This window comes from Cellulomonas sp. P4_A2 (assembly GCF_056402515.1).
The window spans coordinates 34453-57982 of sequence record NZ_JBFUHG010000015.1; the positions used below are offsets into that span (position 1 = coordinate 34453).

Consider the following 23530-nt stretch of genomic DNA (forward strand, 5'->3'; position numbering starts at 1 on the left):
CGCCCTGAAGACCATGTGCATCGGCCCTTGCGGCCGTCCTCGGACGCGTCTGACGCGTCAGCCCTTCGGCAGCGGCGCCCAGAACGACCACGGCTCCCCCTCCGGCCCCAGCGCCCCGTACTCCCGCACGCCGTAGGCCTGGTCCTCCGGTGGGAACGTGATCGTTCCGCCCCGGGCGACGACTGCCGCGTGGTGCGCGTCGACGTCCCGGACCGTGACGACGAGCATCCCGGTGGCCGCGCCGAGCATCGACGGGGAGGCGAGCCGCCACCGGGCGGCGACCCGGTGGAGCATGACGATGCCGTCGGCGGTGCGGACCTCGGCGTGCACCACCACCCCGTCGTCGTCCCGCACGAGCGGCCCCGGCTCCAGCCCGAAGACGTCGACGAGGTGCCGGTGCGCGGCCTCGAGGTCGGAGTACACCAGGACCGCGATCCGGCGCAGCGGCTCGATGGCGGCCACGGGCCGGTCCTCCAGGACGGCGAGGAGGCGGCGGCAGACGTTCTCGTCGGCGCGTTCGACCAGCTCGTCGGCCCGCACGTCGGTCAGCCGGTGCAGCAACCGCTCCATGCGCAGCACCTGGTCCTCGAGCGCGGCCAGATGACCGCGCAGCGCACCGTCGAGGCTCCACGCGGGGTCGTCGAGGGCGCGGCCGACCTCGTCGAGCGTCGCGCCGAACCGGCGCAGGACGCTGATGCGGTACAGCCGCTCGACGTGCTCCCGGCCGTACACCCGGTGACCGGCGGCTGAGCGGTCGGGGCGCAGCAGCCCGATGTCGTCGTAGTGGTGCAGCGTCCGCACGGTCAGGCCGGACACCTCGGCGAGCTCGCCGACCCGCCAGGAGGTCTCGCCGCCCTCGGACACGTCTACGCCAGGGGTGTGTGCAGCGCCCACCGGTGCCCGAACGGGTCGACGAGCCACCCGCGCCGCTCGTCGCCCTGGTCCGCCGGCTCACGGTCGGCGGTCGCGCCCGCGGCGACCGCGGCCGCGTAGACGGCGTCCACGTCGGCCACCTCGAGGACGATCGCGCAGGAGCTGTGGCCCAGCGTCGCCGGCGCGTAGGCGCCGTACTCGTGGAACTCGTCGGAGAGGTAGAACGCGTCGTCGCCCACCGCGAGCGCGGCGAAGCCGATCCGGCCGCCGCCCTCGTCGCGCCCGCCGACCTCCTGCGCCCCGAAGGCCGCGGCGTAGAACGCGATCGCCGCCTCGGCGTCGTGCACCGTCAGGTAGGGAACCAGCTTCGTCATCGTGGGCTCCTCGGGTCGTCGGGACCGTTGCGGTTCACGACGCTAGGCCCTCACGCAACGTGAGGTGCAAGACCCTGTCGCGAGTTCTCAGTCATCCCAGGGCGGCGTGTCGTCGAGCTTGGCGTAGTACTTGGCCAGATGGCTCTTGATCCGGTCGCGGTCCTTGTCCGGCACGTCGACGCCGCCCCGCGACCCCTGCATCACGGCGGCCGCCGCGAACACCCCACGCGGGACGGCCTTCAGCCGACCGTCGACCACGTCCGCGATGAGCAGCTTGTACGCGGTGAAGTTCTCCTTCGCATCCGCGTCGTACCAGACGTGCGCGTCGCGGTAGTTCTCGTTCGGCTCGTCCGTCGCCTTCGCCCACTCGCGGACGCGCCTCTCGGCGGCGTCGCCGTCCCACGCGCGGTCGCGGTCGGCCAGCGGGAAGTCTCCGAATGCGGTCACAGCCATGTCCGTTCCTCTCTCGCTCGACGGTCGTCGGTGTCTCCGGTCGACGGTGGCACCGGAGAGCCGCCGACGCATCCGGACGGGCCCGATGGGCGCGCGCCCGGGAGATCTGTCACGCTCGATCCATGCCCATCGAAGACGAAGCGAAGGCCCTCCACGAAGTGGTCGAGCGGATCGAGGCCAAGTTCCCGCAGGTCCCGGCCGAGCAGGTGCAGGAGCAGGTGGACGCGGCGGTGGCGGAGCTCGACGGCTCGGTCGTCCGCGACTTCGTGCCCGTGCTGGTCGAGCACAAGGTGGCCGACGAGATCCGCCAGCACGACGCGCACTGACGCACCACCAGCTGTTTCCCTGACGTTGGCTCTGCCGTCTTTGTCCGTATGTGCGGCCTCGCCAGACTCTGCACGTGAAACCTGGCATCTCGCGCGCCGTCGCGCCCCTCGCCCTGCTGGCCACCGTGAGCGCGCTGGCGATCGCGCTGCCCGTCTCGGCGTCCGCCGACGAGGCGGCGCCTGCCGTCAGGATCACCGAGTGGATGTACAACCCGGTCCTCTCCTCGGGCGAGTACGTCGAGATCACCAACCTCGGCACGGCCCCGGTGAGCCTGGCCGGCTGGTCGTTCGACGACGACAGCAGGGCGCCGGGGACGGTGCCGCTGGACGCGCTGGGCAGCCTCGCGGTCGGTGAGTTCGCGATCATCACCGAGTCCCCGGACGGGACGTTCCGCAGCCAGTGGGGCCTGAGCGGGTCCGTGAAGATCCTTGCCGCGAACACCACCAACCTGGGCCGCGCGGACGAGATCAACCTCTTCGACGGGCCCGACGCGGCCGCCGACCTCGTCGACCGGCTGACCTACAACGACCAGGGCACCGGCACCGTGAAGGGTCCGCGGACGCTGGGCGTCGCCGGGGTCCCGACGACGGCGGCCGCGCTCGGCGCCAACGACGCGTCGCAGTGGCAGGTCTCTGTCGTCGGTGACGCCGAGGCGTCCCGCGCCTCGACCGTGGGCGACGTCGGCTCGCCGGGCACGAGCCGGTTCGCGCCGGTCGCGCCCGTGAGCACCTGGGCCGACGTCCGCATCAACGAGGTCTCCTCGGACAACACGGCCACCCCCGTGGGTGACGCGATCGAGCTGTACAACAGCGGTGCGGCCGACGTCAGCATCGCCGGCTGGCTGCAGATCGACAGCGGCCTGGCCAGCGCGGCCGCTCCTCTGGCGGCAAGGCTGCCCGACGGCACGGCGACCACGGTCGTCGCGGCGCACGGCTTCGTCTACCTCGGCTCCACGAAGGGTCTGGGCAGCGGCGGTGACGGCGTGAAGATCTACCTGCCCGACGGCCCGTCCGGTACCGCCGGGACGCTGGTCGACTCGGTGTCGTACACCGCGGGCCAGGCGGGCTCCGACGAGACGAACGGCTTCGGCGCGGGCGCGTACGCGCGCTGCCCCGACGGCTCGGGTGCCTTCGTCCCCGTGACGACCAAGAGCTTCGGCGCCTCGAACGCGACCGCGTGCCAGACACCCGCGACCGACCCGAGCACGCCCGGCGGCGGCACCACGCTGCTCTGCCAGCCCGAGGCACCGGACCCGGCCGGCGCCCTGCCCGCCACGGCCCTCGTGCCGGGCACCTGGCCGGGGTCCGCCACGGTCGCCGTCGCGGACACGCAGTGTGCATGGATCACGTCGACGGGTCCGGAGGGACGCGACGTCAGCGGTCTGGTCTTCGACCCGAGCAACGCGAGCGTCCTGTACTCGGTGAAGAACAAGAGCTGGGTGTACCGGCTGGTGAAGCAGGGCACCCTCTGGGTCCCCGACACCAGCAACGGCTGGGGCGCCGGCAAGCAGATCTTCTTCCCCGGGAGCACGGACACCGCGACGAACCAGCCCGACTCCGAGGGTCTGACCGTCGGCCCCGACGGCGCGCTGTACGTGACCACCGAGCGCAACAACGCGGCGAACACCGTCCCACTGAACTCGGTGCTCCGCATCGACCCGACCCAGCCGGGCACGCAGCTCGTCGCCACCGACCAGTGGAACCTGACCGCCGAGTTCCCCGAGCTGCACGCCGGCAGCAAGACCGAGGCGAACCTCGGGTTCGAGGGCGTCACGTTCGTCCCCGACAGCTACCTGGTGGCCAACGGCTTCGTCGACGCCTCCACGGGCCTGACCTACGCGCCGAGCAGCTACCCGCTGCACGGCACCGGCCTGTACTTCGCGGCGCTGGAGAACGACGGAAAGCTCTACGCCTACGCGCTGAACAGCGACCACACGTTCCACCGCGTCGCGACCGTCGACACCGGCATGGGCCACGTGATGGACGTGCAGTACGACGCCGACGCCCAGCGGATCTGGGCGCTCTGCGACAACACGTGCGGGGTCACCTCGACGGTGCTCAAGGTGAGCTCGACCGGGACGATCGTCCCCGAGGTCGCATACAGCCGGCCGACGACCCTGCCCGTGGACAACATCGAGGGCTTCGCCGTGGCGCCGAGCTCGACGTGCGTCGACGGCACCAAGGAGGTCGTCTGGTCCGACGACGGCCTCTGGGGAACCGGCGCGGGCACGCCCGGCGAGGGGCACGCGCTGTACAGCGGCCGGGTCAGCTGTGACCTGGGCCTGGGCGGGCAGGGCGTACCGCCGGGACCGGCCGCCTGGATCTCGTCGAAGATCTACACCACGGGCGACAAGGTGACCTACTCCGGGAAGGTGTTCCGCGCGCAGTGGTGGACCTCGGGCGAGGTCCCCGGCTCGAGCGCCTACGGCTCCTGGGAGGAGCTCGCGACGGCCGCCGACGGCACCGCGATCTGGACGCCGTCGCGCGTCTTCAACGCCGGCGACGTGGTCGTCTACAACGCCAAGCTGTACAAGGCGCAGTGGTGGACCCGTAACCAGGTCCCGGGCGGCGTCGGCGGACCGTGGACCGAGGTGCCGGCGCCCGTCCCGGCCGGCTCCTTCCCCGCATGGAGCGCAGCGACCGTCTACGTCGGCGGCGAGAAGGTGACCTACCTCGGCCACACCTACCAGGCGCAGTGGTGGACCTCCGGCGTCACCCCGGGAACGGCCTGGAGCGCCTGGAAGCTCCTGGCGTAAGCGTCACCACAAGGTCGCGGACAACACCGCGTCACTCGCCGCGCTCGCCGGTGTCGGCCGACTCTACGACGATCTCGGCGTGGATCGTGACGTCCGAGCGCGGACCGCGCCGCGGCTTGGTGTACTCCTCGGCGGCGGACAGCTCGGACGCCTCCTTGCTCAGCCGCGGTCCGCCGAGGTTGTCCTCGACGGCACCGAGCCCGTCATCGTCGGTCGGTGGCTGGCTCACCGGTGTCATGGGGCCCTCCGGGGTCGGTTGCTGAGACGCTACCGCCCAGCGGACCACCCGAACCCGGCGTCCCGGACGAGCGGGATGTGGTGGCGCGGCGCCCGGCCGGACGGACCGTGGTCCGTCCGGGCCGCGAGGCGGGCCGCCGGTTCGTCGCGCACGGCGTCGACCCGGGCCTGTACCCACGCCTCGGCGGAGCCGGACATCAGGCCGGCCCGGTGCTCCGGTCGAGGGCGTCGCTCTCGTCGGCCGGCTCGGCCGCCGGTGGCTCGGGCATCGCATCGGTCCGGCCGCGGACCAGGACCTCGGCCGCGTGGTCCGCGAGCGCGAAGCCCGCCGAGCCGTAGAGGTGGAACACCGCGTCCGCGCCGTGCCGCTCCAGCTCGGCGACGTCGTCGTCGTAGCGCGCGACCGCCGCGACCTTGCCGCTGAACCCGGCGGCCTGCAGGCGCGCCAGGGCGATCAGGTTGGCGTTGTGGAACGGCATCGCCAGGACCGCCATCTGGACGCGGCCGGCGCGCTGGACCCGCATCCAGAACTCCAGGTCGGTCGCGTCCGCGCGCACGACCTTGAACCCCTCCTCCTCGAGGGCGGACACGCGCGTCTGGTCGTGCTCGACGCCGACGACGGACAGCCCGTACTCGTCGCGCAGCCGGACGTACGTCGCGGAGCCCACCCGGCCGAGGCCGAGCACGATCGCGTCCGCGTCTCCGACGTCGACCAGCCGGTCGTCCGGGTGCAGCTTGTCGGTGTCCCGCCGGGGCAGCATGCGCGAGAGCCGGGTGGCGAGCTCGACGCCGCGGCGGTTGATGATCGCGGACAGGGCGAAGCTGAAGGCGACCGCGAGCGAGACCACCACGACCCACTGGTCGTCGAGCAGGCCGGTGCTCGCACCGACGGCGACGACGATGATCCCGAACTCGGAGAAGTTGGAGAGCACCAGCGCCGCGAGGAACGAGGTGCGCCGCCGCAGCCGCATGATCCACAGGACGACGGCGTAGGCCGCGACCTGGAACGGCAGGAGCAGCAGGAGGAGCAGCGCGAGCCCGATCTCGAGCGGGTGCGGCGTGCCGTGCAACCCGATCTGCAGGAAGAACGCGACGAGCAGCAGGTCCTTGAACGTCATGAGGGACCGGGACAGCTCGCCCGCCTGCGGGTGGGACGCGAGCAGCACCCCCACCACGAGCGCGCCGACGTCGCCGTCGATGCCGACGTACTCGAACAGCCCGTACCCGAGCACGACGGCGACCGTCACCCCGAACAGCGCCTGCAGCTCGCCGTGGCCGACGCGGTCCCAGATCCGGTGCAGCACCCACGCGCCGGGGATGAGCAGGAAGAGCAGCAGCGCCCACGGGCTGGGCGCCTCCCCGCTGGACAGCGACAGGAAGATCACGGCGGCGACGTCCTGCATGACGAGCACGCCGACGGCGATGCGCCCGTAGAGGGAGGTCGTGTCCGAGCGGTCGTCGAGCACCTTGACGACGAAGACGGTCGAGGAGAACGAGAGAGCGAACCCGACGAGCGCGAGCGCGCCCCACGACTCGTCGGCGACGAAGCCGAAGCCGATCACGGCGATCAGGCCGAGGAAGCCGAGCGCGATCGCGACGCTCAGCGTGATGTGCACGAGGGTCGTCAGCCAGATCTCACGCCGCAGCAGCGTGCGGACGTCGAGCTTGAGGCCGATGGCGAACAGCAGCAGGATGACGCCGAACTTCGCGATCGAGTCGAGGTAGGGCAGGTCGGGAGCGCCGACCGCGCCCAGCGCGAAGCCGGCGGCGAGGAAGCCGACGAGCGGCGGCAGGCGGAGCGTGACCGCGAGGAGCCCGCCGAGCACCGCCGCAACCAGGTACAGGGCCGCTGCTTCCATGGGGTGCCTCTCGCCGGCGGGGTGGTGAGGCCCTCATCCTGCCTGGTCCGCGTTTCGGGCTCATGCGTCGACGTGACTCGATTCCCGGGAATATAGTTCTGGCGAATGTACTTGTGGTGGGGCATGGAGTTCTTCGACCGCCTGGTCCGCTATGAGACCTACCTCTGGAACCACCTCGACGACAGGCTGCGGTCCGCCGGCGCCGTGTCGCTGGGCAACCTGATGGCCCTGCGCGTCGCGCGACGGCACGCCGGGTCGGGCCGCGTGCAGGAGCTGAGCGACGAGCTCGGCATCACCGTGGGCGCGGCCAGCAAGCTCGTCGACCGCCTCGAGCGGGACGGTCTGGCCGAGCGGAGCGCCAACCCGCACGACCGGCGCTCGTCGGTCGTCGCGCTGACCGCGGCCGGCGACGCCGCCCACGACGCCGGCGTCGCCGTGCTCGAGGCCGAGCTCGCCGCGCACCTGGCCGACGAGGACGTCGCCGCCGACACCGCCCTGCTGGGACGACTCCTGGACCGCCTGACGGTGGTGGCCCCGTGAGCGCCACGATGCGTGCGGTCGTCGTCGACGGCCCGGGCGGTCCGGAGGTCCTGCGGGTGCGGGACGTCCCCGTGCCCCGGGCGGAGCCCGGACAGGTGCTCGTCCGGGTGCACGCCTTCGGGCTCAACCGCTCCGAGCTCCACTTCCGACGGGGCCAGGCATCCTCCGGCTCCTTCCCGCGCGTCCCTGGCATCGAAGCGGCCGGCGTGGTCGAGGACGCCCCGGGGGGCGAGCTGGCGCCGGGCACCCAGGTCGTCACGATGATGGGCGGGATGGGTCGCTCGTTCGACGGCGGCTACGCGCAGTACGTGCTCGTCCCGGCAGCCCAGGTGGTCCCGTTCACGAGCGACCTGCCGTGGCACGTGCTCGGCGCGCTCCCGGAGATGCTCCAGACCGCGCACGGCACGCTCTCGGTCGGGGTTCGCCCCTCGTCGGGAGACACGCTGCTCGTCCGGGGCGGGACGTCGTCGGTGGGCCTGACCCTGGCCGTCCTCGGCAGGTTGCAGGGCCTCACCGTGCTGTCGACGACGCGGTCCGCCGCCCGACGCGGCCTGCTGGAGGGCGTCGGCGTGGACCACGCCCTCGTCGACGACGGGTCCGTGGCCGCCCAGGTGCGCGAGCTGTACCCCGACGGGGCCGACGGCGCGGTCGAGCTGGTCGGTGTCGACGTGCTGCGGGACACGCTCGCTTCGGTCCGCGCGGGCGGCACCGTCTGCTTCACCGGCATGCTCTCGGACGACTGGACGATCCCCGACTTCTACCCGATGGACTGGATCCCCAACGGCACGCGCCTGACCGCCTACTCCGGCGAGTCGGCCAACCTCCCCGCCCCCGTGCTCCAGGAGTTCCTCGACGCGGTCGCGGACGGCCGGGCACGGGTACCCGTCGGACGCGTGTACCGCCTCGACGAGATCGCCCAGGCTCACGCCGACATGGAGGCCGGGGCAGTCGGCGGCAAGGGCGTCGTGGTCCTGTGATCACCCCCGAGCTGTTCGCGGCACTCGCCCTGTCGCAGGCACGGCGCGACGAGCAGCCGGTTGACGCGAGAGACATCACTCAGCCAGAATTGACTCAATGAACGTTGAGTGGCACGAGGAGATCGAGCGGCGCGCGGCGCTGCACGCGGTGCTGGCCGACCCCGGCCGGCTCGCGGTCGTCGAGCTGCTGTCGCTCGGCGACCTCTCCCCCTCGGAGCTGTCCGCCGCGCTCCGGATGGCCTCGAACCTCGTCGCCCACCACGTCGGGGTCCTGGCCGAGCACGGGCTGGTCTCGCGGAGCAGGTCCGAGGGCGACCGGCGGCGGACGTACCTGCACCTCACCTCCGACGCGGCCGCCGTCCCGTCCGGCTGGATGCTGCCGCGCCCGGCACGGGTGCTGTTCGTCTGCACGGCGAACTCCGCGCGCTCGCACCTCGCCGTGGCCCTGTGGCGGCGCAGCAGCCCGATCGCCGTGGCTTCCGCGGGCACCCACCCGGCGCGGGCCGTCGCACCCGGCGCGCKGGCTGTCGCAGCGCGCCGCCACCTCTCGCTCCGCGACGCGGTGCCCCAGCTCCTCGACGACGTCCGCCACGACGGCGACCTCATCGTGACCGTCTGCGACAACGCGCACGAGCAGATCGGCGCCGTCGCGGACCTGCACTGGTCCATCCCTGACCCGGTGCCCGCCGGCGACGACGCCGCGTTCGACGCGGCGTTCGACGACCTCGCGCGCCGGGTCGACCACCTCGTCCCCCACCTGACTGGAGCACCGTGACCACCGACAAGCCCAGCGTCCTGTTCGTCTGCGTCCACAACGCCGGGCGGTCGCAGATGGCCGCCGGATTCCTCACCGCCCTGTCCGGCGGGGAGGTCGAGGTCCGCTCGGCGGGCTCGATGCCCGCGGACAAGGTCAACGTCGTCGCCGTCGAGGCGATGGCGGAGGTCGGCATCGACATCCGGGCCGAGCAGCCCAAGGTCCTGACCACCGAGGCGGTCCAGGCGTCCGACGTCGTCGTCACGATGGGCTGCGGCGACGCGTGCCCGTACTTCCCGGGGAAGCGCTACGAGGACTGGGTGCTCGAGGACCCGGCGGGCCAGGGCATCGAGTCCGTCCGGCCCATCCGCGACGAGATCCGGGGCCGCATCCTCACGCTGCTCGACGAGCTCGGCGTGGCGCCCGTCCGCGTCTGACCGTCACCCGTCACGGCCCCCGGTCAGCCGGCGGGAGCGCTGGGAGACGCCGGGCCCGCCGTACGGGTAGTCGTCGACGACCGGGGCGCTGACGTCCGTCAGGCGGCCCAGCTCGTCGTCGGACAGCTCGAGGTCGACGCCCCCGAGGTTGTCGACGAGCTGGTCGACCGTGCGGGCGCCGAGGATCACCGAGGTGACCGCCGGACGGCTGCCCAACCAGGCAAGCGCGACCTGCGACATCGGCACGCCGCGCCCGTCGGCGATCTCTCGGACGGTGTCGACCACCCGCCACGTGCGCTCCTGGGCGTTGCGCGCCTCCCACGCCTCCATGCCCCGCGCGGGATTCTCCCCGAGGCGGGTCGCGCCCTGCGGCGGCACGTCGCGCTCGTACTTGCCGGACAGCCACCCGCCGCCCAGCGGCGACCACGGCAGCAGGCCGAGACCGGCGTCGAGCGCTGCGGGGACGACCTCGTGCTCGATGTCGCGGACCAGCAGGTTGTACTGCGGCTGGAGCGTGACGGGCGGCGCCCAACCGTGCGCGCGGGCCACGTGCACCGCCTTGGTCAGCTGCCAGCCGAGGTAGTTGGAGAAGCCGTAGTGCGAGATCTTGCCCGCGGCGACGGCGTCGTCGAGGAACCGCAGCGTCTCGTCCACCGGGGTCAGCGCGTCCCAGGCATGCAGCTGGTAGAGGTCCACGTGCTCGACGCCGAGCCGGCGCAGGGAGGCGTCGAGCGCGTCGCGCAGGTGCCGGCGGGACAGCCCGAGGTCGTTGGGTCCGGCCCCGGTGGCGAACCGTCCCTTCGTCGCGACGACGAGCTGCCGGGCCTCGGTCGGGTGAGCCGCGAGCCACCGGCCGAGGATCTCCTCCGACGCGCCGGCCGAGTAGACGTCCGCCGTGTCGACGAACGTGCCGCCGTGCTCGACGAACGCGGTGAGGAGCTCGCCGGAGGTCGACTCGTCGGCCTCCGACCCGAACGTCATGGTGCCGAGGCAGTGCCTCGACACGACCGTCCCGCTGTTCCCGAGGGTGCCGTAGCGCATCGTCCGAGAACATCACGGGCCGTGCACCTGCGCCACCGCGCCGCCGTTCCTATGCTCGTCGTCATGGCGAGCTACACCTCCAACCCGACGGCCGTCGCCCACCTCCGGTCGTTGATCGACGCCCGCCAGTACGTGCTGGACAGCGACTGGGGCGAGGCGCAGCCCGACGCCGAGGCGCAGAACGCCTACCTCGAGAAGCACTCGTGGTCCGAGTACGCGGCATGGCACCTCGGCCTGACGGAGGGCGCGACAGACGAGACCAAGGCCCGGTACGCGTTCGTCGCGGGCGACTTCCGCCGGGTGCACCGCACCGCACTGATCGCGTGCGTGTACCGCGCGTCGCAGTGGCGCCACAAGGACGTCGAGCTCACCGCCCACGACCTCCTGCAGCACCTCGACCGGATCAGCGGCTGACCCACCCGCCGGGTCGCGGCCGGGCGCGCGAGGACGCATGATCGACGACGAGCGCGCGGCGTACGCCGGCGCCACAGGCCTCGAGCAGGCGGGACCTCGGACGAGACCCAGTACGAGGTGTGCGCGATGAGCATCCCCCAGGTCCCCGGACCCGACCACCCCGACCAGGGCACGGTGCCCGGCGACGTGCCCGAGCAGATCCCCGACCCGCCCGACCTTCCCGGCAACATCCCGGACGCGCCCGACGACCCGACGGACGACCCCGCGTCCGACGGCCCGCTGAACTCCGCCTGAGACGGCGCTCGCGGCCGCGGCGTGAGCATCCGGATCGGGACGTCGGGCTGGTCGTACGACCACTGGGAGGGTGTCCTGTACGAGCCGGGCCTCCCGGTGCGCGACCGCCTGGCGCGCTACGCGCAGGAGTTCGGCACGGTCGAGCTCAACGCCAGCTTCTACCGCTGGCCGAAGGACGCGACGTTCGCCGGCTGGCGGCGCCGGCTCCCGGCCGGGTTCGGGCTGTCGGTCAAGGCGCCGCGCGGGCTGACGCACGCCAAGCGCCTGTACGCACCCGAGGCCTGGTCGGACCGCATCGCGCGGTCGTGGCACGAGCTCGGCGACCGGCGCGAGGTCCTCCTGGTGCAGCTGCGCCCCGACCAGCAGCGCGACGACGCCCGCCTGGACTGGTTCCTGGGCTCGTTGCCGGGCTGGATCCGCGTGGCCGTCGAGCTGCGCCACCCGTCCTGGCAGACCGACGAGGTCTTCGGCCTGCTCGAACGGCACGGTGCCGCGTCCTGCGTGATGAGCGGCGCCCACCTCCCGTGCGTCCTGCGCGCGACCGCGCCGTTCGTCTACGTCCGCATGCACGGCCCCGACCACGACCACCTGTACGGCGGTTCCTACTCCGACGACGACCTCCGGTGGTGGACGGACCGGATCCGCGAGTGGGCCGACGGCGGGCGCGACGTCCTCGTGTACTTCAACAACGACGGCGGCGGCAACGCCGTCCGCAACGCCCGCACCCTGCGATGGCTCCTCGGCGCATGAAGGAACGGTGGCGTACCGTCGCAAAAGCACGACCCGTCGCACGAGGAGGACCAGGAGACCATGGAGGACCGGACGCGGAGCGCGGCGATCGTCGAGCTCCAGGACGTGCTGCTCACGACCGCGACCGTCGACGACTTCCTCGAAGGCGTCGCCCAGGCGGCGGCCCTGCACGTCGGACCCGCGACCTCCGCGACCATCACGCTGCGCCGGGAAGGACGCGCGACCCTCGTCGCGGCGAGCGACCCGCGGGCGGCCGAGTGCGACGAGGTCGAGTACGCCGCCGACGACGGCCCCTGCCTGAGCTCGATCGACCTCGGCCGGATCGTGCACGTGCCCGACCTGGCCACCGAGACCCGGTGGCCGCAGTGGCGAGCGGTGACGCTGCGGAAGGGCTATGCGTCGGCGGCGGCCCTCCCCCGAGACGTGCGACCCGGTGCGCACATCGCCCTGAACCTCTACGCCGACGCGCCGCACGCCTGGAACGACGCCGCGATCGCCGTCGCCGACATCTACGCGGACGAGGTCGCCCGCGCCGTCACGCTCAGCCTGCGCAGCGCCGACCAGGCCGAGCTGAACGCGGACCTGCGGGCCGCCCTGGCATCACGGGCCGTGATCGACCAGGCGATCGGCGTCGTGATGGCCGAGAACCGGTGCACGCCGGCCGAGGCGATGGCGATCCTGCGCAGCGCGTCGGGACATCGCAAGGTCAAGCTCCGTGACGTCGCCGCCGCGATCGTCGAGAGGGTCGCCGGGAGCGAGCAGAGCGAGGCGGACAGCTTCCAGCAGCGGGCCTAGTGCCGGAGTCCGTTCGAGTGGCAGACGCCCGGCCGGTGGCCTAACGTCCGATCTGCTGGGTCGACTCGTCGATCCGCCTTCCGCGGTCCGGGGCAGGAAACGTCGCCGGACGTGAATCTGGTACGCCACAGGTGCGTGCCGTCGAGCGAAGTCCGGAAGGTACCTGGCACGCGACCGACCGCGTCGCGCGCTCCCCCAGCATTCCCCGCCCTTTCCGAGTGCGGACGCACCCCCGTGCGGCGCACCGCCGGCCCCCGCCGCGGTGCCTGACCGCCCGTGCGCTCCGCCGTCGAAGCGACCACGAGGAGATCCAGTGGACCAGAACGATGAACCACCCGCCGAGACGACCCCGCCGCTCACCCCGACGGGCCGGTTCACCATCCAGCCCGGGACCGACCGCTGGGTCTGGTCCGACGGCCTGTTCGCGCTGCACGGGATCGAGCCGGGCGCCGTCGTGCCCACGGCGGCCCTCTTCCTGCGGCACGTGCACCCGGACGACCGGGCGAAGGTGACCCACGTGGTCGGTGCCGGGCACGTCGAGCCGGCCGGGTGCGAGTACCGGCTCGTCGACCTGGCGGGCAGGGACCTGATCGTGACCCTGGCCGTCGACGCTCAGCCGGACGGCACCGTGGTGGGCCTGCTCGTCGATGTCACGACGCCTCGGAGCCGAGCGGTGGCCGAGGCGGTGAACGCGCAGCTCGCGCTCGCGCTGGAGTCCCGCTCCGTCATCGACCAGGCCAAGGGCGTCGTGATGTCGACCTGCGGCGTCGACGGCGAGACCGCGTTCACGTGCCTCGCCCTGATCTCGCAGCACAGCAACGTGCGGGTGCGCGTGCTGGCCGAGGAGATCCGGTCCGCGGCCGCCGCCGAGGGTGGTCTGGGTGGGACGCTGCTCGCCCAGATCGAGGGAACCGTCGCCGTGCTGGCCTCGCGGAACGGTGCCCGGGCGGCACGGGACGCCGAGCCGACGCACGCCTGAGCGGACCGGCGGTCACGGCGCCCCGTCGGCCGCCGGGCTCCGGCGAACTCGGCCCGGGGGGGGCAGGCCGCGCGTCCGGCGCAGCCGGTGGCTCGTCGGAACGCGGTCACAGCCAGGTTCGCCCCCTCAGTCGGTGGGTGCTGCGCTGCGCAGCCGGTCCAGCAGCGGTTCGGCGGCCGTCGCCAGGAACTCGTCCTGGCCCTCGTCGCCGACCTGCACGATGGCGACGTCGGTGAAGCCGGCCTGCCAGTACGCCGAGACGGACTCGACGATCGCGTCCAGATCCGGTCCGCAGGCGATCTGCTCGGCGACGTCGGCCGGCCGCACGAACTGGCTCGCCGCGTCGAACGCCTCCGTCGTCGGCAGGTCGGCGTTCACCTTCCAGCCGCCCGCGAACCAGCGGAACTGCTCGTGCGCACGGGCGACAGCGCGGTCCCGGTCGGCGTCCCAGCACACCGGGACCTGGCCGATCTTGCGCGACGCGGGAGCGCCGTCGGGGCGAGCGTCGTCCCAGGCGCGGATCGCTCCGCCGTCCGGCTCGACCGCCACGAGGTGGTCCACGAGCGCCGCGAACCGTGCGATCGAGTCCGGTCCGGAGACGGCAGCACCGATCTCGACGGGATCGTCGGGGAGGTCCCAGATCTTCGCCGAGTCCACCTGGAAGAACTCGCCCGCATAGTTCACGCGCTCACCGGTCAGGAGAGCCCGGATGATCTCGACGGCCTCCTCGAGCAGATCGTGCCGCTCCCCGACCGCCGGCCAGCGCTCGCCGACCACGTGCTCGTTGAGGTTCTCGCCCGCACCGACGTTGAGCTGGAACCGACCGTCGGAGAGCACCCCGAGCGTCGCTGCCTTCTGCGCGACGACGGCTGGGTGGTACCGCAGGGTCGGGCAGGTCACGTAGGTCATCAGCTCGACCGACCGGGTCGCCTGGGCGACCGCGCCCAGCAGTGACCAGGCGTAGGGAGCATGACCCTGCGCATCGAGCCAGGGGAAGTAGTGGTCGCTGGCCACCTCGAAGTCGAACCCGAGGCGCTCGGCGGCGATGGAGTAGCGGACCAGGTCCTTCGGTCCGGACTGCTCGGTCATCAGCGTGTAGCCGAAACGTGTCATCGCTCGACGGTCGCACCCGGTCGCCCGCCACGCATCTGCAGCGGTCGCGGCGTGCACTGCCCGGGCGCATGATCGTCGGAACGGCGCACGGCCGATCCGGCCGCCGCCGTACGGGCTCCAGCAGCGTGGTCCCCCACACCCTCACCTGGGGAGCGACACCATGAGCCAGACGACACCCGACCCGGTCGCGGGAACCAACGACCCGTTCCGCTCGGACGACGAGGAGCGAGAGCGGAGCGAGCAGAACCTGCCCGACGACGACCCCGTCGGCATCGGGTTCCCGATCCTCGGCGACCTCGACCAGGACCGGGCCGACATCGACGAGCCCGGCGACCGCGCGTAGCCCCGCACGTCCCCACCGCGACGGCTCACGGCCCGGACACCGCCGCGCGGCCGGCCTCCAGACGCGCGATCGGGACGCGGAACGGCGAGCACGACACGTAGTCGAGCCCGACCTCGTGGAAGAAGTGGATCGACTCCGGGTCTCCCCCGTGCTCGCCGCAGACGCCCAGGTGCAGGTCCGGCTTGGTCGCCCGTCCGCCCTCGACGCCGGCCCGCACCAGCTGGCCGACGCCGTCGGCGTCGAGGGTCTCGAACGGGGATATCGTCAGCACGCCGTTCTGCAGGTAGTCCGCGAAGAACGCGCGCTCGACGTCGTCGCGGGAGAACCCCCACGTGGTCTGCGTCAGGTCGTTGGTGCCGAACGAGAAGAAGTCCGCCTCCTCGGCGATCCGGTGCGCCGTCAGGGCCGCGCGCGGGAGCTCGATCATGCAGCCGATCGGGATGTCGAGCGGGACGCCCGTCTCGGCAGAGACCTCCGCGAGCACGCGTTCGGCCTCCTCGCGCACCAGCTGCAGCTCCCGGACCGAGCCGACGAGCGGCACCATGATCTCGGGCCTCGGGTCCCGGCCGTCCTGTCGCAGGGACACGGTGGCCTCCGCGATCGCCCGCACCTGCAGCGCGAACAGGCCCGGCAGGGTCAGGCCGAGCCGGACCCCGCGCAGCCCGAGCATCGGGTTCTGCTCGTGCATCCGGCGGACCGCGGCCAGCACGGTCGCGTCGTGCGCGTCCCCCTCGCCCGTGGCCACGCGGACGGCCAGCTCGGTGAGGTCCGGCAGGAACTCGTGCAGCGGCGGGTCGATGAGCCGGATCGTCGTCGGCAGGCCGTCCATCGCCTCCAGCAGCCCGACGAAGTCCGCGCGCTGGAGCGGGAGCAGGTCGGCCAGCGCGGCGGGTGCGTCGCCGGCGTCGGCCAGCACGAGCCGCTCGATGTACACCCGGCGGTCGCCGAGGAACTGGTGCTCGGTCCGGCACAGGCCGATCCCCTGGGCTCCCCGGTCGCGAGCGCGCCGCGCGTCCTGTGCGGTGTCGGCGTTGGCGCGCACCTGCATCCGGCGCACGGAGTCGGCGTGCCGCAGCACCCGGTCGACGGCGGTCACCAACGCCTTCGCCTCCGCGTCGCGGGCGGCCTCCAGCCCGGCGTCGAGCCCGTCGGATACGTAGACCATGACCGGGGAGTCCACGACGGGGACCGCCCCGAGGAAGACCTCGCCCGTGGACCCGTCGACCGCGATCAGGTCCCCGGCGGTCAGCACGACGTCCCCGAAGCGGACCTTGTCCCCCTCGATCTCCATCCCCTCGGCCCCGACGACCGCACAGGTGCCCATGCCGCGAGCGACCACGGCCGCGTGCGACGTCTTGCCGCCGCGGGCCGTCAGGATGCCGTCGGCGGCGATCATGCCCTGCAGGTCGTCGGGGTTGGTCTCCTTGCGCACGAGGATGACGTGCGCCCCCTGCGACGAGCGCGCCAGCGCCTGCGCGTTGTCCAGGACGATCTCGCCGACCGCGGCCCCCGGCGAAGCGGGCATCGCCCTGGTCAGCAGCCGTCGGGCCGCCGAGGCGTCGAACTGCGGGAACAGCAGCTGGCTGAGCTTGTCGCCCGTGCAGCGCGTGATCGCCTCGTCCATCGTGATGAGGCTCTCGTCGACGAGCTCCGTGGCGATCCGGAAGGCCGCGGCAGCCGTCCGCTTGCCCACCCGCGTCTGCAGCAGCCAGAGCTTGCCGCGCTCGATGGTGAACTCGATGTCGCACAGGTCGCGGTAGTGGGTCTCCAGCCGGCGCATCGCGGTGCGCAGCGCCTCGTACGACGTCGGGTCGAGCAGCTCCAGCTCGGCCAGCGGGAGCGTGTTCCGGATGCCGGCGACCACGTCCTCGCCCTGCGCGTTCGGGAGGTAGTCGCCGTAGACCCCCGAGGCCCCGGTGGACGGGTCCCGCGTGAAGCAGACGCCCGTCCCGGAGGTCTCGCCGAGGTTGCCGAAGACCATGCTCACGACGTTCACGGCCGTGCCCAGGTCGTTCGGGATGCGCTCGCGACGCCGGTACAGCCGGGCGCGGTCCGTGTTCCACGAGTCGAGGACCGCCTCGATCGCCATGTCGAGCTGCTCGCGCGGGTGCTGCGGGAACTCGCGGCCCGTCTGCTCGACCACGATCTCCTTGAACGTCTGCACGAGGATCCGCAGGTCCTGGGCCGACAGGTCGACGTCCGTGCGCGCACCGACCGCCGTCTTGCGCTCCTCGAGCGCAGCCTCGAACGCCGCGCCGTCGACGCCGAGCACCGTCTTGCCGAACATCTGGATGAGCCGCCGGTAGGAGTCCCAGGCGAACCGCTCGTCGCCGGAGAACTCGGTGAGGCCCTTCACGGACGCGTCGTTGAGCCCGATGTTCAGGACCGTGTCCATCATCCCGGGCATCGAGAACTTGGCGCCCGACCGCACGGAGACGAGCAGGGGTTCGTGGAAGTCGCCCAGCCGGCGTCCCAGCGTGTCCTCGATCTCCCGGACGGCGAGGGTCACCTCGACCCGCAGCTCGGGCGGTACGTGACCGTCGCGCATGTACGCCCGGCACGCCTCGGTGGTGATGGTGAAGCCCGGCGGCACGGGAAGGTCGAGATTCGTCATCTCGGCGAGGTTGGCCCCCTTGCCGCCGAGCAGGTCCTTCTGGTCCTTGTCTCCGTCGCAGAACCTCGACACGTACCTGGCCATCTGGGGCTCCCGTCCTCAGGCGGCCGCGGGGTGTGCAGCCGTTCCTTCAGACTTCAGGCCCGGTCCCGACGACTTCTACGGGTTGCTCCGGCCAAGAAGCACCATTCTTGCTGGCTCCGTCAAGAATCGGCCGATTGCTGCGGGGCGTGCCGGTCGAGGAACCCGTACACCTCGCGCGCGTCCACCCCCGGGAACGACCCCGTGGGCAGCGCGGTGAAGACGTGCTGGTGGACCCGGGCGCTCGGCCACGACGCGTCCTGCCAGCGCGCGGTCGCGGACGCCCGCGGCCGGCGGCAGCACGCCTCGTCGGGACACGTCGACTGGTGCCGGACCGCCGTGTCCCGCCCGCGGAACCAGGTCGCCGACGAGAACGGCACGCCGAGCGCGATCGCCAGCTGCCCCTCGGTGCCCGACCCCGTCTGCGTCGAGCACCAGAACGTGCCGGCGGGGGTGTCGGTGTACTGGTACGACTCGGACGAACGGTCGCGCCGGGTGAGCGCGCGGCGCACGCCCCAGCTCCGGCAGACGAGCTGACCCTCGATCGATCCCGTCACATCGGTCGGCAGCGGCAGGCCGTCGTTCGCGTAGGCGCGGTAGATCGCCCCGTCCCCGCCGATGCGCAGGAAGTGCACCGGGATCCCGAGGTGGTGCGTCGCCAGGCACGTGAACCGCTGGGCGGCGGCCTCGTGGGTCACGCCGAACGCGTCGCGCAGGTCCTCGATCGCCAGGTCCTTGTCCTTCTTGGCCTGCTGCAGGTGCTCGACGGCGGCCTTCTCCGGCATGAGGCAGCACGACGCGAAGTAGGTGATCTCCATCCGCTGGCGCAGGAAGTCCTCGTACGACGTCGGCCGCTCGTGGCCGAGCACGCGGTGCGCGATCGCCTGCAGCGCGAGGGAGCGCAGGCCGTGCCCGCCCGGGATCGAGGCGGGCGGCAGGTAGATCCGGCCGTGCGCGAGGTCGGTGACCGTGCGGGTCGAGGACGGCAGGTCGTCGACGTGCACGATCGCGAACCCGAGCTGCTCAGCCATCCGGGACACCGCCCGGTGCGTGAGGGCGCCGCCCGTGTAGCCGGCCGCGCGCGCCATCTGCTCGGCCACCTTCTCGATCTCCGGCAGGTAGCTGTCCCGTGCCTGCCGTTCGAGCCGGATCTGGGTGTTCGCGCGACGGGCCTCCTCGGGCGTCGCAACGGCCTCGAGGTCCCGGCGCGCGAGTTCGGAGTGCAGCCCGACGAGCTGCTCGAGGACCGGCAGCGGCAGGGTCCGGCTCGGTCGCACGGCCGGCAGCGCGAGCCGCTCGAAGCCCGCCGACCGCTGGGCGCGGTCCAGGGCGATCTCGAGCCCGGCCCGCCGCGACGGCGGCTCGGCGTCCAGCAGGTCGGAGACGCTCACGTCGAGCGCCTCGGCGATGCTGCGCAACAGCGCGAGGCGAGGCTCCCGGCGACCGTTCTCGATGAGCGAGAGCAGGCTCGGCGTGACGCCGACCTGCCGTCCGAGGGCGTCGAGCGTCAGGCCGCGCGACGTGCGCAGGTGCCGGACCCGCCGGCCGATGGTGAGCGCGTCGGGCTCCCGGTCCCGCACCTGTTCGGACATCGCCGTTGCCTCCCCGTCAAGAAAAGTGATTCTTGCACGGTGACGTCTCCGCGGCCATCGCCCTCACGAAGGTCTGAGTTAGGGTAGCCACACTGAGGATAGGCAATCCTCACTTCCTGCCGTATGTTCTGACGCATCGTCATCTCGCGGTCTCCCGACCGCCTGCACATCGGAGCTCCGCCATGACTGCCGACACGGTCGCGCCCACCCTGCTGTCCTCGCTGCTGCGCGAGGGCACCCGTGCCGAGCACGAGCGGGCGGAGTCGTCGCGCTTCATCTCGAGGCTCATGGCCGGCGAGCTCGACGTGGCTGCGTACGCGGACCTGGCGGCGCAGCAGCTCGTCGTCTACCGGGCGCTGGAGCGGGCCACGGACGCGATGCGCGACGACGAGCGGGGCGCCACCCTCGTCTTCGACGAGCTGGCGCGGACCGCGTCGATCGAGAGCGACCTCGCGCACCTCGTCGGCCCCGACTGGGCATCCCGGATCACGGTCCACCCCGCCACGCAGGTCTACGCCGACCGGCTCGACGAGCTCGGGACCGACGTCGCCACCTACGCCGCACATGCCTACACGCGCTACCTCGGCGACCTGTCCGGCGGTCAGATCGTCAAGCGGATGCTGGAGCGGCACTACGGGCTCGGTCCCGAGGTGCTCGCGTTCTACACGTTCGTCGAGATCCCGAAGGCGAAGCCGTTCAAGGACGTCTACCGCGAGCGGCTGGACGGCCTGAGGCTCGACGGTGCGCAGTCCGCACGCGCGGTGGCCGAGGCGCAGCTCGCGTTCCAGCTGAACGGCGCGATGTTCGCCGACCTCGGCGCGATCCACTGCCGCTGACTTCTGTGAGACGCCCTCTTCGCCTCGCCACTCTGGCGGTCGCCGCACTCGCGCTCGCCGCCTGCGCCCCGATCGAGGCGGCGCCGACGCCCACCACGACTGCGTCGCCGGCCCCGACGCAGGCGGCCTCCGCCGGCCCCGGCCCTGTCGCCGCCGCCTGCACACCGTCCGCTCCCGCGGCCACCGCGCTCGCCGACGGACCGCGCACGGCGACGATCCCCGACGACGGCATCCACCCGGTGGCCGAGGACCCCCGGCCCACCCTGCCGGTGACCGTGCCGACGGCCGACGGCGCCGAGGTCACCGTGTCGTCGGCGGACCGCATCGTCGCGGTCGACCTCTACGGCACGCTGGGCGAGATCGTCTACTCGCTGGGCCTCGGCGGCAACGTCGTCGGGCGCGACGTCTCGACCGGGTTCCCGGAGGCCGCGGCGGTGCCGGTCGTGACGCAGGCCGGCCACAGCCTGAACGTCGAGGCGATCCTCGGGCTGGACCCGACCGTGATCCTCACCGACGACTCGATCCTGACCGACGCCACGCGCACGCAGCTGGCGGAGTCCGGCGTCCCGGTCGTCACCTTCGCCCCGGAGCGCACGCTCGCCTCCGTCGGGCCGCGCATCACGGCCGTGGCGCACGCCCTCGGCGTCGACGCGGCCGGTGCTGCCCTGGCCAAGCGCACCGATGACGAGATCTGCTCCGCACGCGAGGCCGTCCCCGCGCAGACCGGCTCCCCCGTCGTCGCGTTCCTGTACCTGCGCGGGTCCGCGCTGAAGCTGCTGTTCGGTCCGGGCTCGGGCGCGGACCAGCTGATCACCGCCGTCGGCGGGGTCGACGCCGGCACGGCGATCGGCCTGGACGCCGAGTACCGGCCGGTCACCAGCGAGGCCCTGATCGCGGCCGCGCCCGCGGTGTACCTCGTGATGACCGACGGGCTCGAGTCGGCCGGCGGGCTCGACGCGATGCTCGCGGTCCCGGGCGTCGGCCAGACGCCGGCCGGCGAGGCCCGGCGGGTCATCGACATGGACGGCTCGGAGCTGCTCGCGTTCGGCCCGCGCACGGGCGCGACGATCCGCTCGCTGACGCAGGCCCTCTACGGATGACCGCCACGCTGCCGCAGCGGGAGGCCACCGTCACGCCGGTTCCGACGAGGAGCCGACGGACCGCGGTCGTCGTCACGATCCTGCTGGTCCTGCTCCTCGTCCTGACCGTCGCGTCGGGGATGCTCGGGCAGGTGCCGGTCACGCCCGCGGAGGTGCTCGGCTCGCTCGCGCACCACCTCGGCCTCGAGCTCGGCCCGATTCCCGCGCACCCGCAGGGCGAGAACGCGCTGTGGGTGGTCCGGTTCCCGCGCGTGATGCTGGCGATCGTCGTCGGCGCCGCCCTCGCCTGCGCGGGCGCGCTCATGCAGGGCACGTTCGGCAACCCGCTGGCCGATCCCGGGGTCATCGGCGTCTCGGCCGGCGCCGCCGTCGGCGCGGCGGGCGTCATCGTCGTCGCCGGGTCGTTGGTGCCCGCGTCCTGGATCGCCGCCGCCGCGTTCGTCGGCGGCCTCGTCGCGACCGCCCTCGTCTATGCGTTCGCGCGGTCGAACGGGCGCACCGAGGTGGTCACCCTGATCCTCACCGGCATCGCCGTCAACGCGTTCGCGGGCGGCGTCCTGGCGTTCTTCCTGTTCATCGCGAACACCGCCGCGCGCGAGCAGATCGTCTTCTGGCAGCTGGGGTCCCTCAGCGGGGCGACCTGGAACGCCGTCGCGATCGCCGGCTCGCTGGCCGCCGTCGGCATCGGGATCGCGTGGTTCCTGGCCGGGCGCCTGGACCTGCTCGCGCTGGGCGACCGGGCCGCGCGCCACCTCGGGGTCGACGTCGAGCGGCTGCGCCAGGTCCTCATCGTCGTGATCGCGGTGCTGGTCTCGGCGGGGGTCGCGTTCGCGGGCATCATCGCGTTCGTCGGCCTGATCGTCCCGCACCTGGTCCGGATGCTGCTCGGCCCCGGCCACCGCGTGCTCGTTCCTGCATCCGCACTGGCGGGTGCCGTGATCCTGCTCGCCGCGGACCTGGTCGCCCGGACCGCCGTCGACAACGTCGACCTGCCGCTCGGCATGCTCACGGCGCTCGTCGGCGGACCGTTCTTCCTCTGGCTCCTCGTGCGCACCCGCAAGCGCCAGGGAGGCTGGGCGTGAGGCCCGTGCAGGTCCTCCGTCCGGACGGCACCGGCGTCGTCGCGCGCGTCGAGGACGCCACGGTCCGTCTCGGCGGAGCGCAGATCCTCGTCGAGGCCTCGCTCGAGGTCCGCGCGGGGCAGGTGCACGCCCTGGTCGGGCCGAACGGCGCCGGCAAGTCGACCCTGCTCGGCGTGCTCGCCGGCGACGTGCGCCTCGCCACCGGGCGCGCATCGATCCACGGCGTCGACGTCTCCACGTGGCACCCGCGCGAGCTGGCCAGGGCGCGGGCCGTCCTCCTGCAGCAGACGGCCGTCTCGTTCCCGTTCACGGTCGAGGACGTGGTCCGGATGGGGCGCGCGCCGTGGGCGGGGACGCCGGCCGAGGACGACGACGACCGCGCCGTGGCGGCCGCCCTGGCCGACACCGACGTCGCGCACCTGCGCGCCCGGACGTTCCCCACGCTGTCCGGCGGCGAGCGGGCGCGCGCCGCTCTCGCGCGTGCGCTGGCGCAGGACGCGCCGCTGCTCCTGCTCGACGAGCCGACGGCCGCGCTCGACCTCGGCCACCAGGAGAGCGTGCTCCGCATCGCGCAGGAGCAGGCGCGCCGTGGCCGCGCGGTCGTCGTCGTGCTGCACGACCTGGGCCTCGCGGCGGCGCACGCGGACCGCGTCACGATCCTCGCCCGCGGGCGGGTGGTGGCCGCCGGAGACCCCCGGTCCGTCCTCACCGCCGACCGCCTCAGCGCCGTCTACGGCCACCCCGTCGAGGTGCTCGAGCACCCTCGCGACGGCTCGCTCATCGTGCTCCCACTTCGAGGCTGACCTGCATATTTAGGGTTACCTTGCTTTGGTTAGCCTATCCATACTAGGGTCCGATTCGACGGGGACCGCAGAGGTGGTCCCCGGTCCACTCCCGTGCCGGGCTCCCG

25 protein-coding genes are annotated in these 23530 nt (G+C 72.8%); 16 read left to right on the forward strand and 9 right to left on the reverse strand.

Going from position 1 to position 23530, the window contains the following annotated elements:
• Positions 1–57: 57 nt before the first annotated feature.
• The 3 genes from AC1DUE_RS14390 to AC1DUE_RS14400 all read right to left on the reverse strand — a co-directional run bounded on the left by AC1DUE_RS14390 (position 58) and on the right by AC1DUE_RS14400 (position 1700).
• Positions 58–864, reverse strand: a complete 807-nt coding sequence (locus tag AC1DUE_RS14390; protein ID WP_477040112.1) for a MerR family transcriptional regulator — start codon at positions 862–864, stop codon at positions 58–60.
• Positions 865–866: 2 nt separating this feature from the next.
• Positions 867–1247 (reverse strand): VOC family protein, encoded by a 381-nt coding sequence (locus AC1DUE_RS14395; protein ID WP_477040113.1) that lies wholly within the window; start codon positions 1245–1247, stop codon positions 867–869.
• A gap of 87 nt (positions 1248–1334) precedes the next feature.
• Entirely contained in the window at positions 1335–1700 is a 366-nt protein-coding gene (locus tag AC1DUE_RS14400; RefSeq protein WP_477040114.1) for a hypothetical protein, read from the reverse strand.
• 122 nt (positions 1701–1822) lie between these two features.
• Here AC1DUE_RS14400 and AC1DUE_RS14405 point away from each other — a divergent pair, with 122 nt between their 5' ends.
• The gene (locus AC1DUE_RS14405) at positions 1823–2026 is read left to right on the forward strand and encodes a three-helix bundle dimerization domain-containing protein (RefSeq protein ID WP_477040115.1); all 204 of its coding nucleotides are present in this window, start codon (positions 1823–1825) and stop codon (positions 2024–2026) included.
• A gap of 74 nt (positions 2027–2100) precedes the next feature.
• Positions 2101–4782, forward strand: coding sequence for a lamin tail domain-containing protein (locus tag AC1DUE_RS14410; protein ID WP_477040116.1), 2682 nt, complete (start codon positions 2101–2103; stop codon positions 4780–4782).
• Positions 4783–4813: 31 nt separating this feature from the next.
• On the opposite strand, the gene AC1DUE_RS14415 is transcribed toward AC1DUE_RS14410, so the two are convergent.
• Positions 4814–5011: a hypothetical protein gene (locus tag AC1DUE_RS14415; RefSeq protein WP_477040117.1), complete on the reverse strand. Its 198-nt coding sequence runs from the start codon at positions 5009–5011 to the stop codon at positions 4814–4816.
• 205 nt (positions 5012–5216) lie between these two features.
• Entirely contained in the window at positions 5217–6878 is a 1662-nt protein-coding gene (locus tag AC1DUE_RS14420) for a cation:proton antiporter domain-containing protein (RefSeq protein ID WP_477040118.1), read from the reverse strand.
• Positions 6879–6983: 105 nt separating this feature from the next.
• On the opposite strand from AC1DUE_RS14420, the gene AC1DUE_RS14425 reads away from it, so the two are divergent.
• From AC1DUE_RS14425 to AC1DUE_RS14440, 4 genes are all read left to right on the forward strand, one after another.
• Positions 6984–7418, forward strand: coding sequence for a MarR family winged helix-turn-helix transcriptional regulator (locus tag AC1DUE_RS14425; RefSeq protein WP_477040119.1), 435 nt, complete (start codon positions 6984–6986; stop codon positions 7416–7418).
• On the forward strand, positions 7415–8395 hold the full coding sequence (locus AC1DUE_RS14430) for an alcohol dehydrogenase catalytic domain-containing protein (protein WP_477040120.1): 981 nt from the start codon (positions 7415–7417) through the stop codon (positions 8393–8395). The genes AC1DUE_RS14425 and AC1DUE_RS14430 overlap by 4 nt, the downstream gene beginning before the upstream one ends.
• 97 nt (positions 8396–8492) lie before the next feature.
• Positions 8493–9170 (forward strand): arsenate reductase/protein-tyrosine-phosphatase family protein, encoded by a 678-nt coding sequence (locus AC1DUE_RS14435; protein WP_477040121.1) that lies wholly within the window; start codon positions 8493–8495, stop codon positions 9168–9170.
• The gene (locus AC1DUE_RS14440) at positions 9167–9586 is read left to right on the forward strand and encodes an arsenate reductase ArsC (RefSeq protein ID WP_477040122.1); all 420 of its coding nucleotides are present in this window, start codon (positions 9167–9169) and stop codon (positions 9584–9586) included. The genes AC1DUE_RS14435 and AC1DUE_RS14440 overlap by 4 nt, the downstream gene beginning before the upstream one ends.
• Positions 9587–9589: 3 nt before the next feature.
• Here AC1DUE_RS14440 and AC1DUE_RS14445 read toward each other — a convergent pair whose 3' ends face one another.
• Positions 9590–10627 (reverse strand): aldo/keto reductase, encoded by a 1038-nt coding sequence (locus tag AC1DUE_RS14445; protein WP_477040123.1) that lies wholly within the window; start codon positions 10625–10627, stop codon positions 9590–9592.
• A gap of 63 nt (positions 10628–10690) precedes the next feature.
• On the opposite strand from AC1DUE_RS14445, the gene AC1DUE_RS14450 reads away from it, so the two are divergent.
• From AC1DUE_RS14450 to AC1DUE_RS14470, 5 genes are all read left to right on the forward strand, one after another.
• The gene (locus AC1DUE_RS14450) at positions 10691–11041 is read left to right on the forward strand and encodes a hypothetical protein (RefSeq protein WP_477040124.1); all 351 of its coding nucleotides are present in this window, start codon (positions 10691–10693) and stop codon (positions 11039–11041) included.
• A gap of 126 nt (positions 11042–11167) precedes the next feature.
• The gene (locus AC1DUE_RS14455) at positions 11168–11335 is read left to right on the forward strand and encodes a hypothetical protein (RefSeq protein WP_477040125.1); all 168 of its coding nucleotides are present in this window, start codon (positions 11168–11170) and stop codon (positions 11333–11335) included.
• Positions 11336–11356: 21 nt separating this feature from the next.
• The gene (locus tag AC1DUE_RS14460; RefSeq protein ID WP_477040126.1) at positions 11357–12085 is read left to right on the forward strand and encodes a DUF72 domain-containing protein; all 729 of its coding nucleotides are present in this window, start codon (positions 11357–11359) and stop codon (positions 12083–12085) included.
• 60 nt (positions 12086–12145) lie between these two features.
• Complete coding sequence (locus tag AC1DUE_RS14465) at positions 12146–12880, forward strand: GAF and ANTAR domain-containing protein (protein ID WP_477040127.1); 735 nt, start codon at positions 12146–12148, stop codon at positions 12878–12880.
• 313 nt (positions 12881–13193) lie between these two features.
• Complete coding sequence (locus tag AC1DUE_RS14470; RefSeq protein WP_477040128.1) at positions 13194–13859, forward strand: ANTAR domain-containing protein; 666 nt, start codon at positions 13194–13196, stop codon at positions 13857–13859.
• A gap of 126 nt (positions 13860–13985) precedes the next feature.
• Here the strand turns inward: AC1DUE_RS14470 and AC1DUE_RS14475 are convergent, their stop codons facing one another.
• On the reverse strand, positions 13986–14972 hold the full coding sequence (locus tag AC1DUE_RS14475) for a TIGR03557 family F420-dependent LLM class oxidoreductase (RefSeq protein ID WP_477040129.1): 987 nt from the start codon (positions 14970–14972) through the stop codon (positions 13986–13988).
• Between the two features lie 160 nt (positions 14973–15132).
• Here AC1DUE_RS14475 and AC1DUE_RS14480 point away from each other — a divergent pair, with 160 nt between their 5' ends.
• Complete coding sequence (locus AC1DUE_RS14480; RefSeq protein ID WP_477040130.1) at positions 15133–15315, forward strand: hypothetical protein; 183 nt, start codon at positions 15133–15135, stop codon at positions 15313–15315.
• A 25-nt stretch (positions 15316–15340) separates the two neighbouring features.
• On the opposite strand, the gene ppdK is transcribed toward AC1DUE_RS14480, so the two are convergent.
• Positions 15341–18013 (reverse strand): pyruvate, phosphate dikinase, encoded by a 2673-nt coding sequence (ppdK, locus tag AC1DUE_RS14485; RefSeq protein WP_477040131.1) that lies wholly within the window; start codon positions 18011–18013, stop codon positions 15341–15343.
• A 119-nt stretch (positions 18014–18132) separates the two neighbouring features.
• On the reverse strand, positions 18133–19602 hold the full coding sequence (locus tag AC1DUE_RS14490) for a helix-turn-helix domain-containing protein (RefSeq protein WP_477040132.1): 1470 nt from the start codon (positions 19600–19602) through the stop codon (positions 18133–18135).
• A 182-nt stretch (positions 19603–19784) separates the two neighbouring features.
• On the opposite strand from AC1DUE_RS14490, the gene AC1DUE_RS14495 reads away from it, so the two are divergent.
• The 4 genes from AC1DUE_RS14495 to AC1DUE_RS14510 are packed head-to-tail and all read left to right on the forward strand — an operon-like array spanning position 19785 to position 23423.
• The gene (locus AC1DUE_RS14495) at positions 19785–20438 is read left to right on the forward strand and encodes a biliverdin-producing heme oxygenase (RefSeq protein ID WP_477040133.1); all 654 of its coding nucleotides are present in this window, start codon (positions 19785–19787) and stop codon (positions 20436–20438) included.
• 5 nt (positions 20439–20443) lie between these two features.
• On the forward strand, positions 20444–21538 hold the full coding sequence (locus tag AC1DUE_RS14500) for a heme/hemin ABC transporter substrate-binding protein (protein ID WP_477040134.1): 1095 nt from the start codon (positions 20444–20446) through the stop codon (positions 21536–21538).
• Positions 21535–22620: a FecCD family ABC transporter permease gene (locus AC1DUE_RS14505; protein ID WP_477040135.1), complete on the forward strand. Its 1086-nt coding sequence runs from the start codon at positions 21535–21537 to the stop codon at positions 22618–22620. Before AC1DUE_RS14500 ends, AC1DUE_RS14505 begins: the two co-directional genes overlap by 4 nt.
• Complete coding sequence (locus AC1DUE_RS14510) at positions 22617–23423, forward strand: heme ABC transporter ATP-binding protein (protein WP_477040136.1); 807 nt, start codon at positions 22617–22619, stop codon at positions 23421–23423. Before AC1DUE_RS14505 ends, AC1DUE_RS14510 begins: the two co-directional genes overlap by 4 nt.
• Positions 23424–23530: the final 107 nt, after the last annotated feature.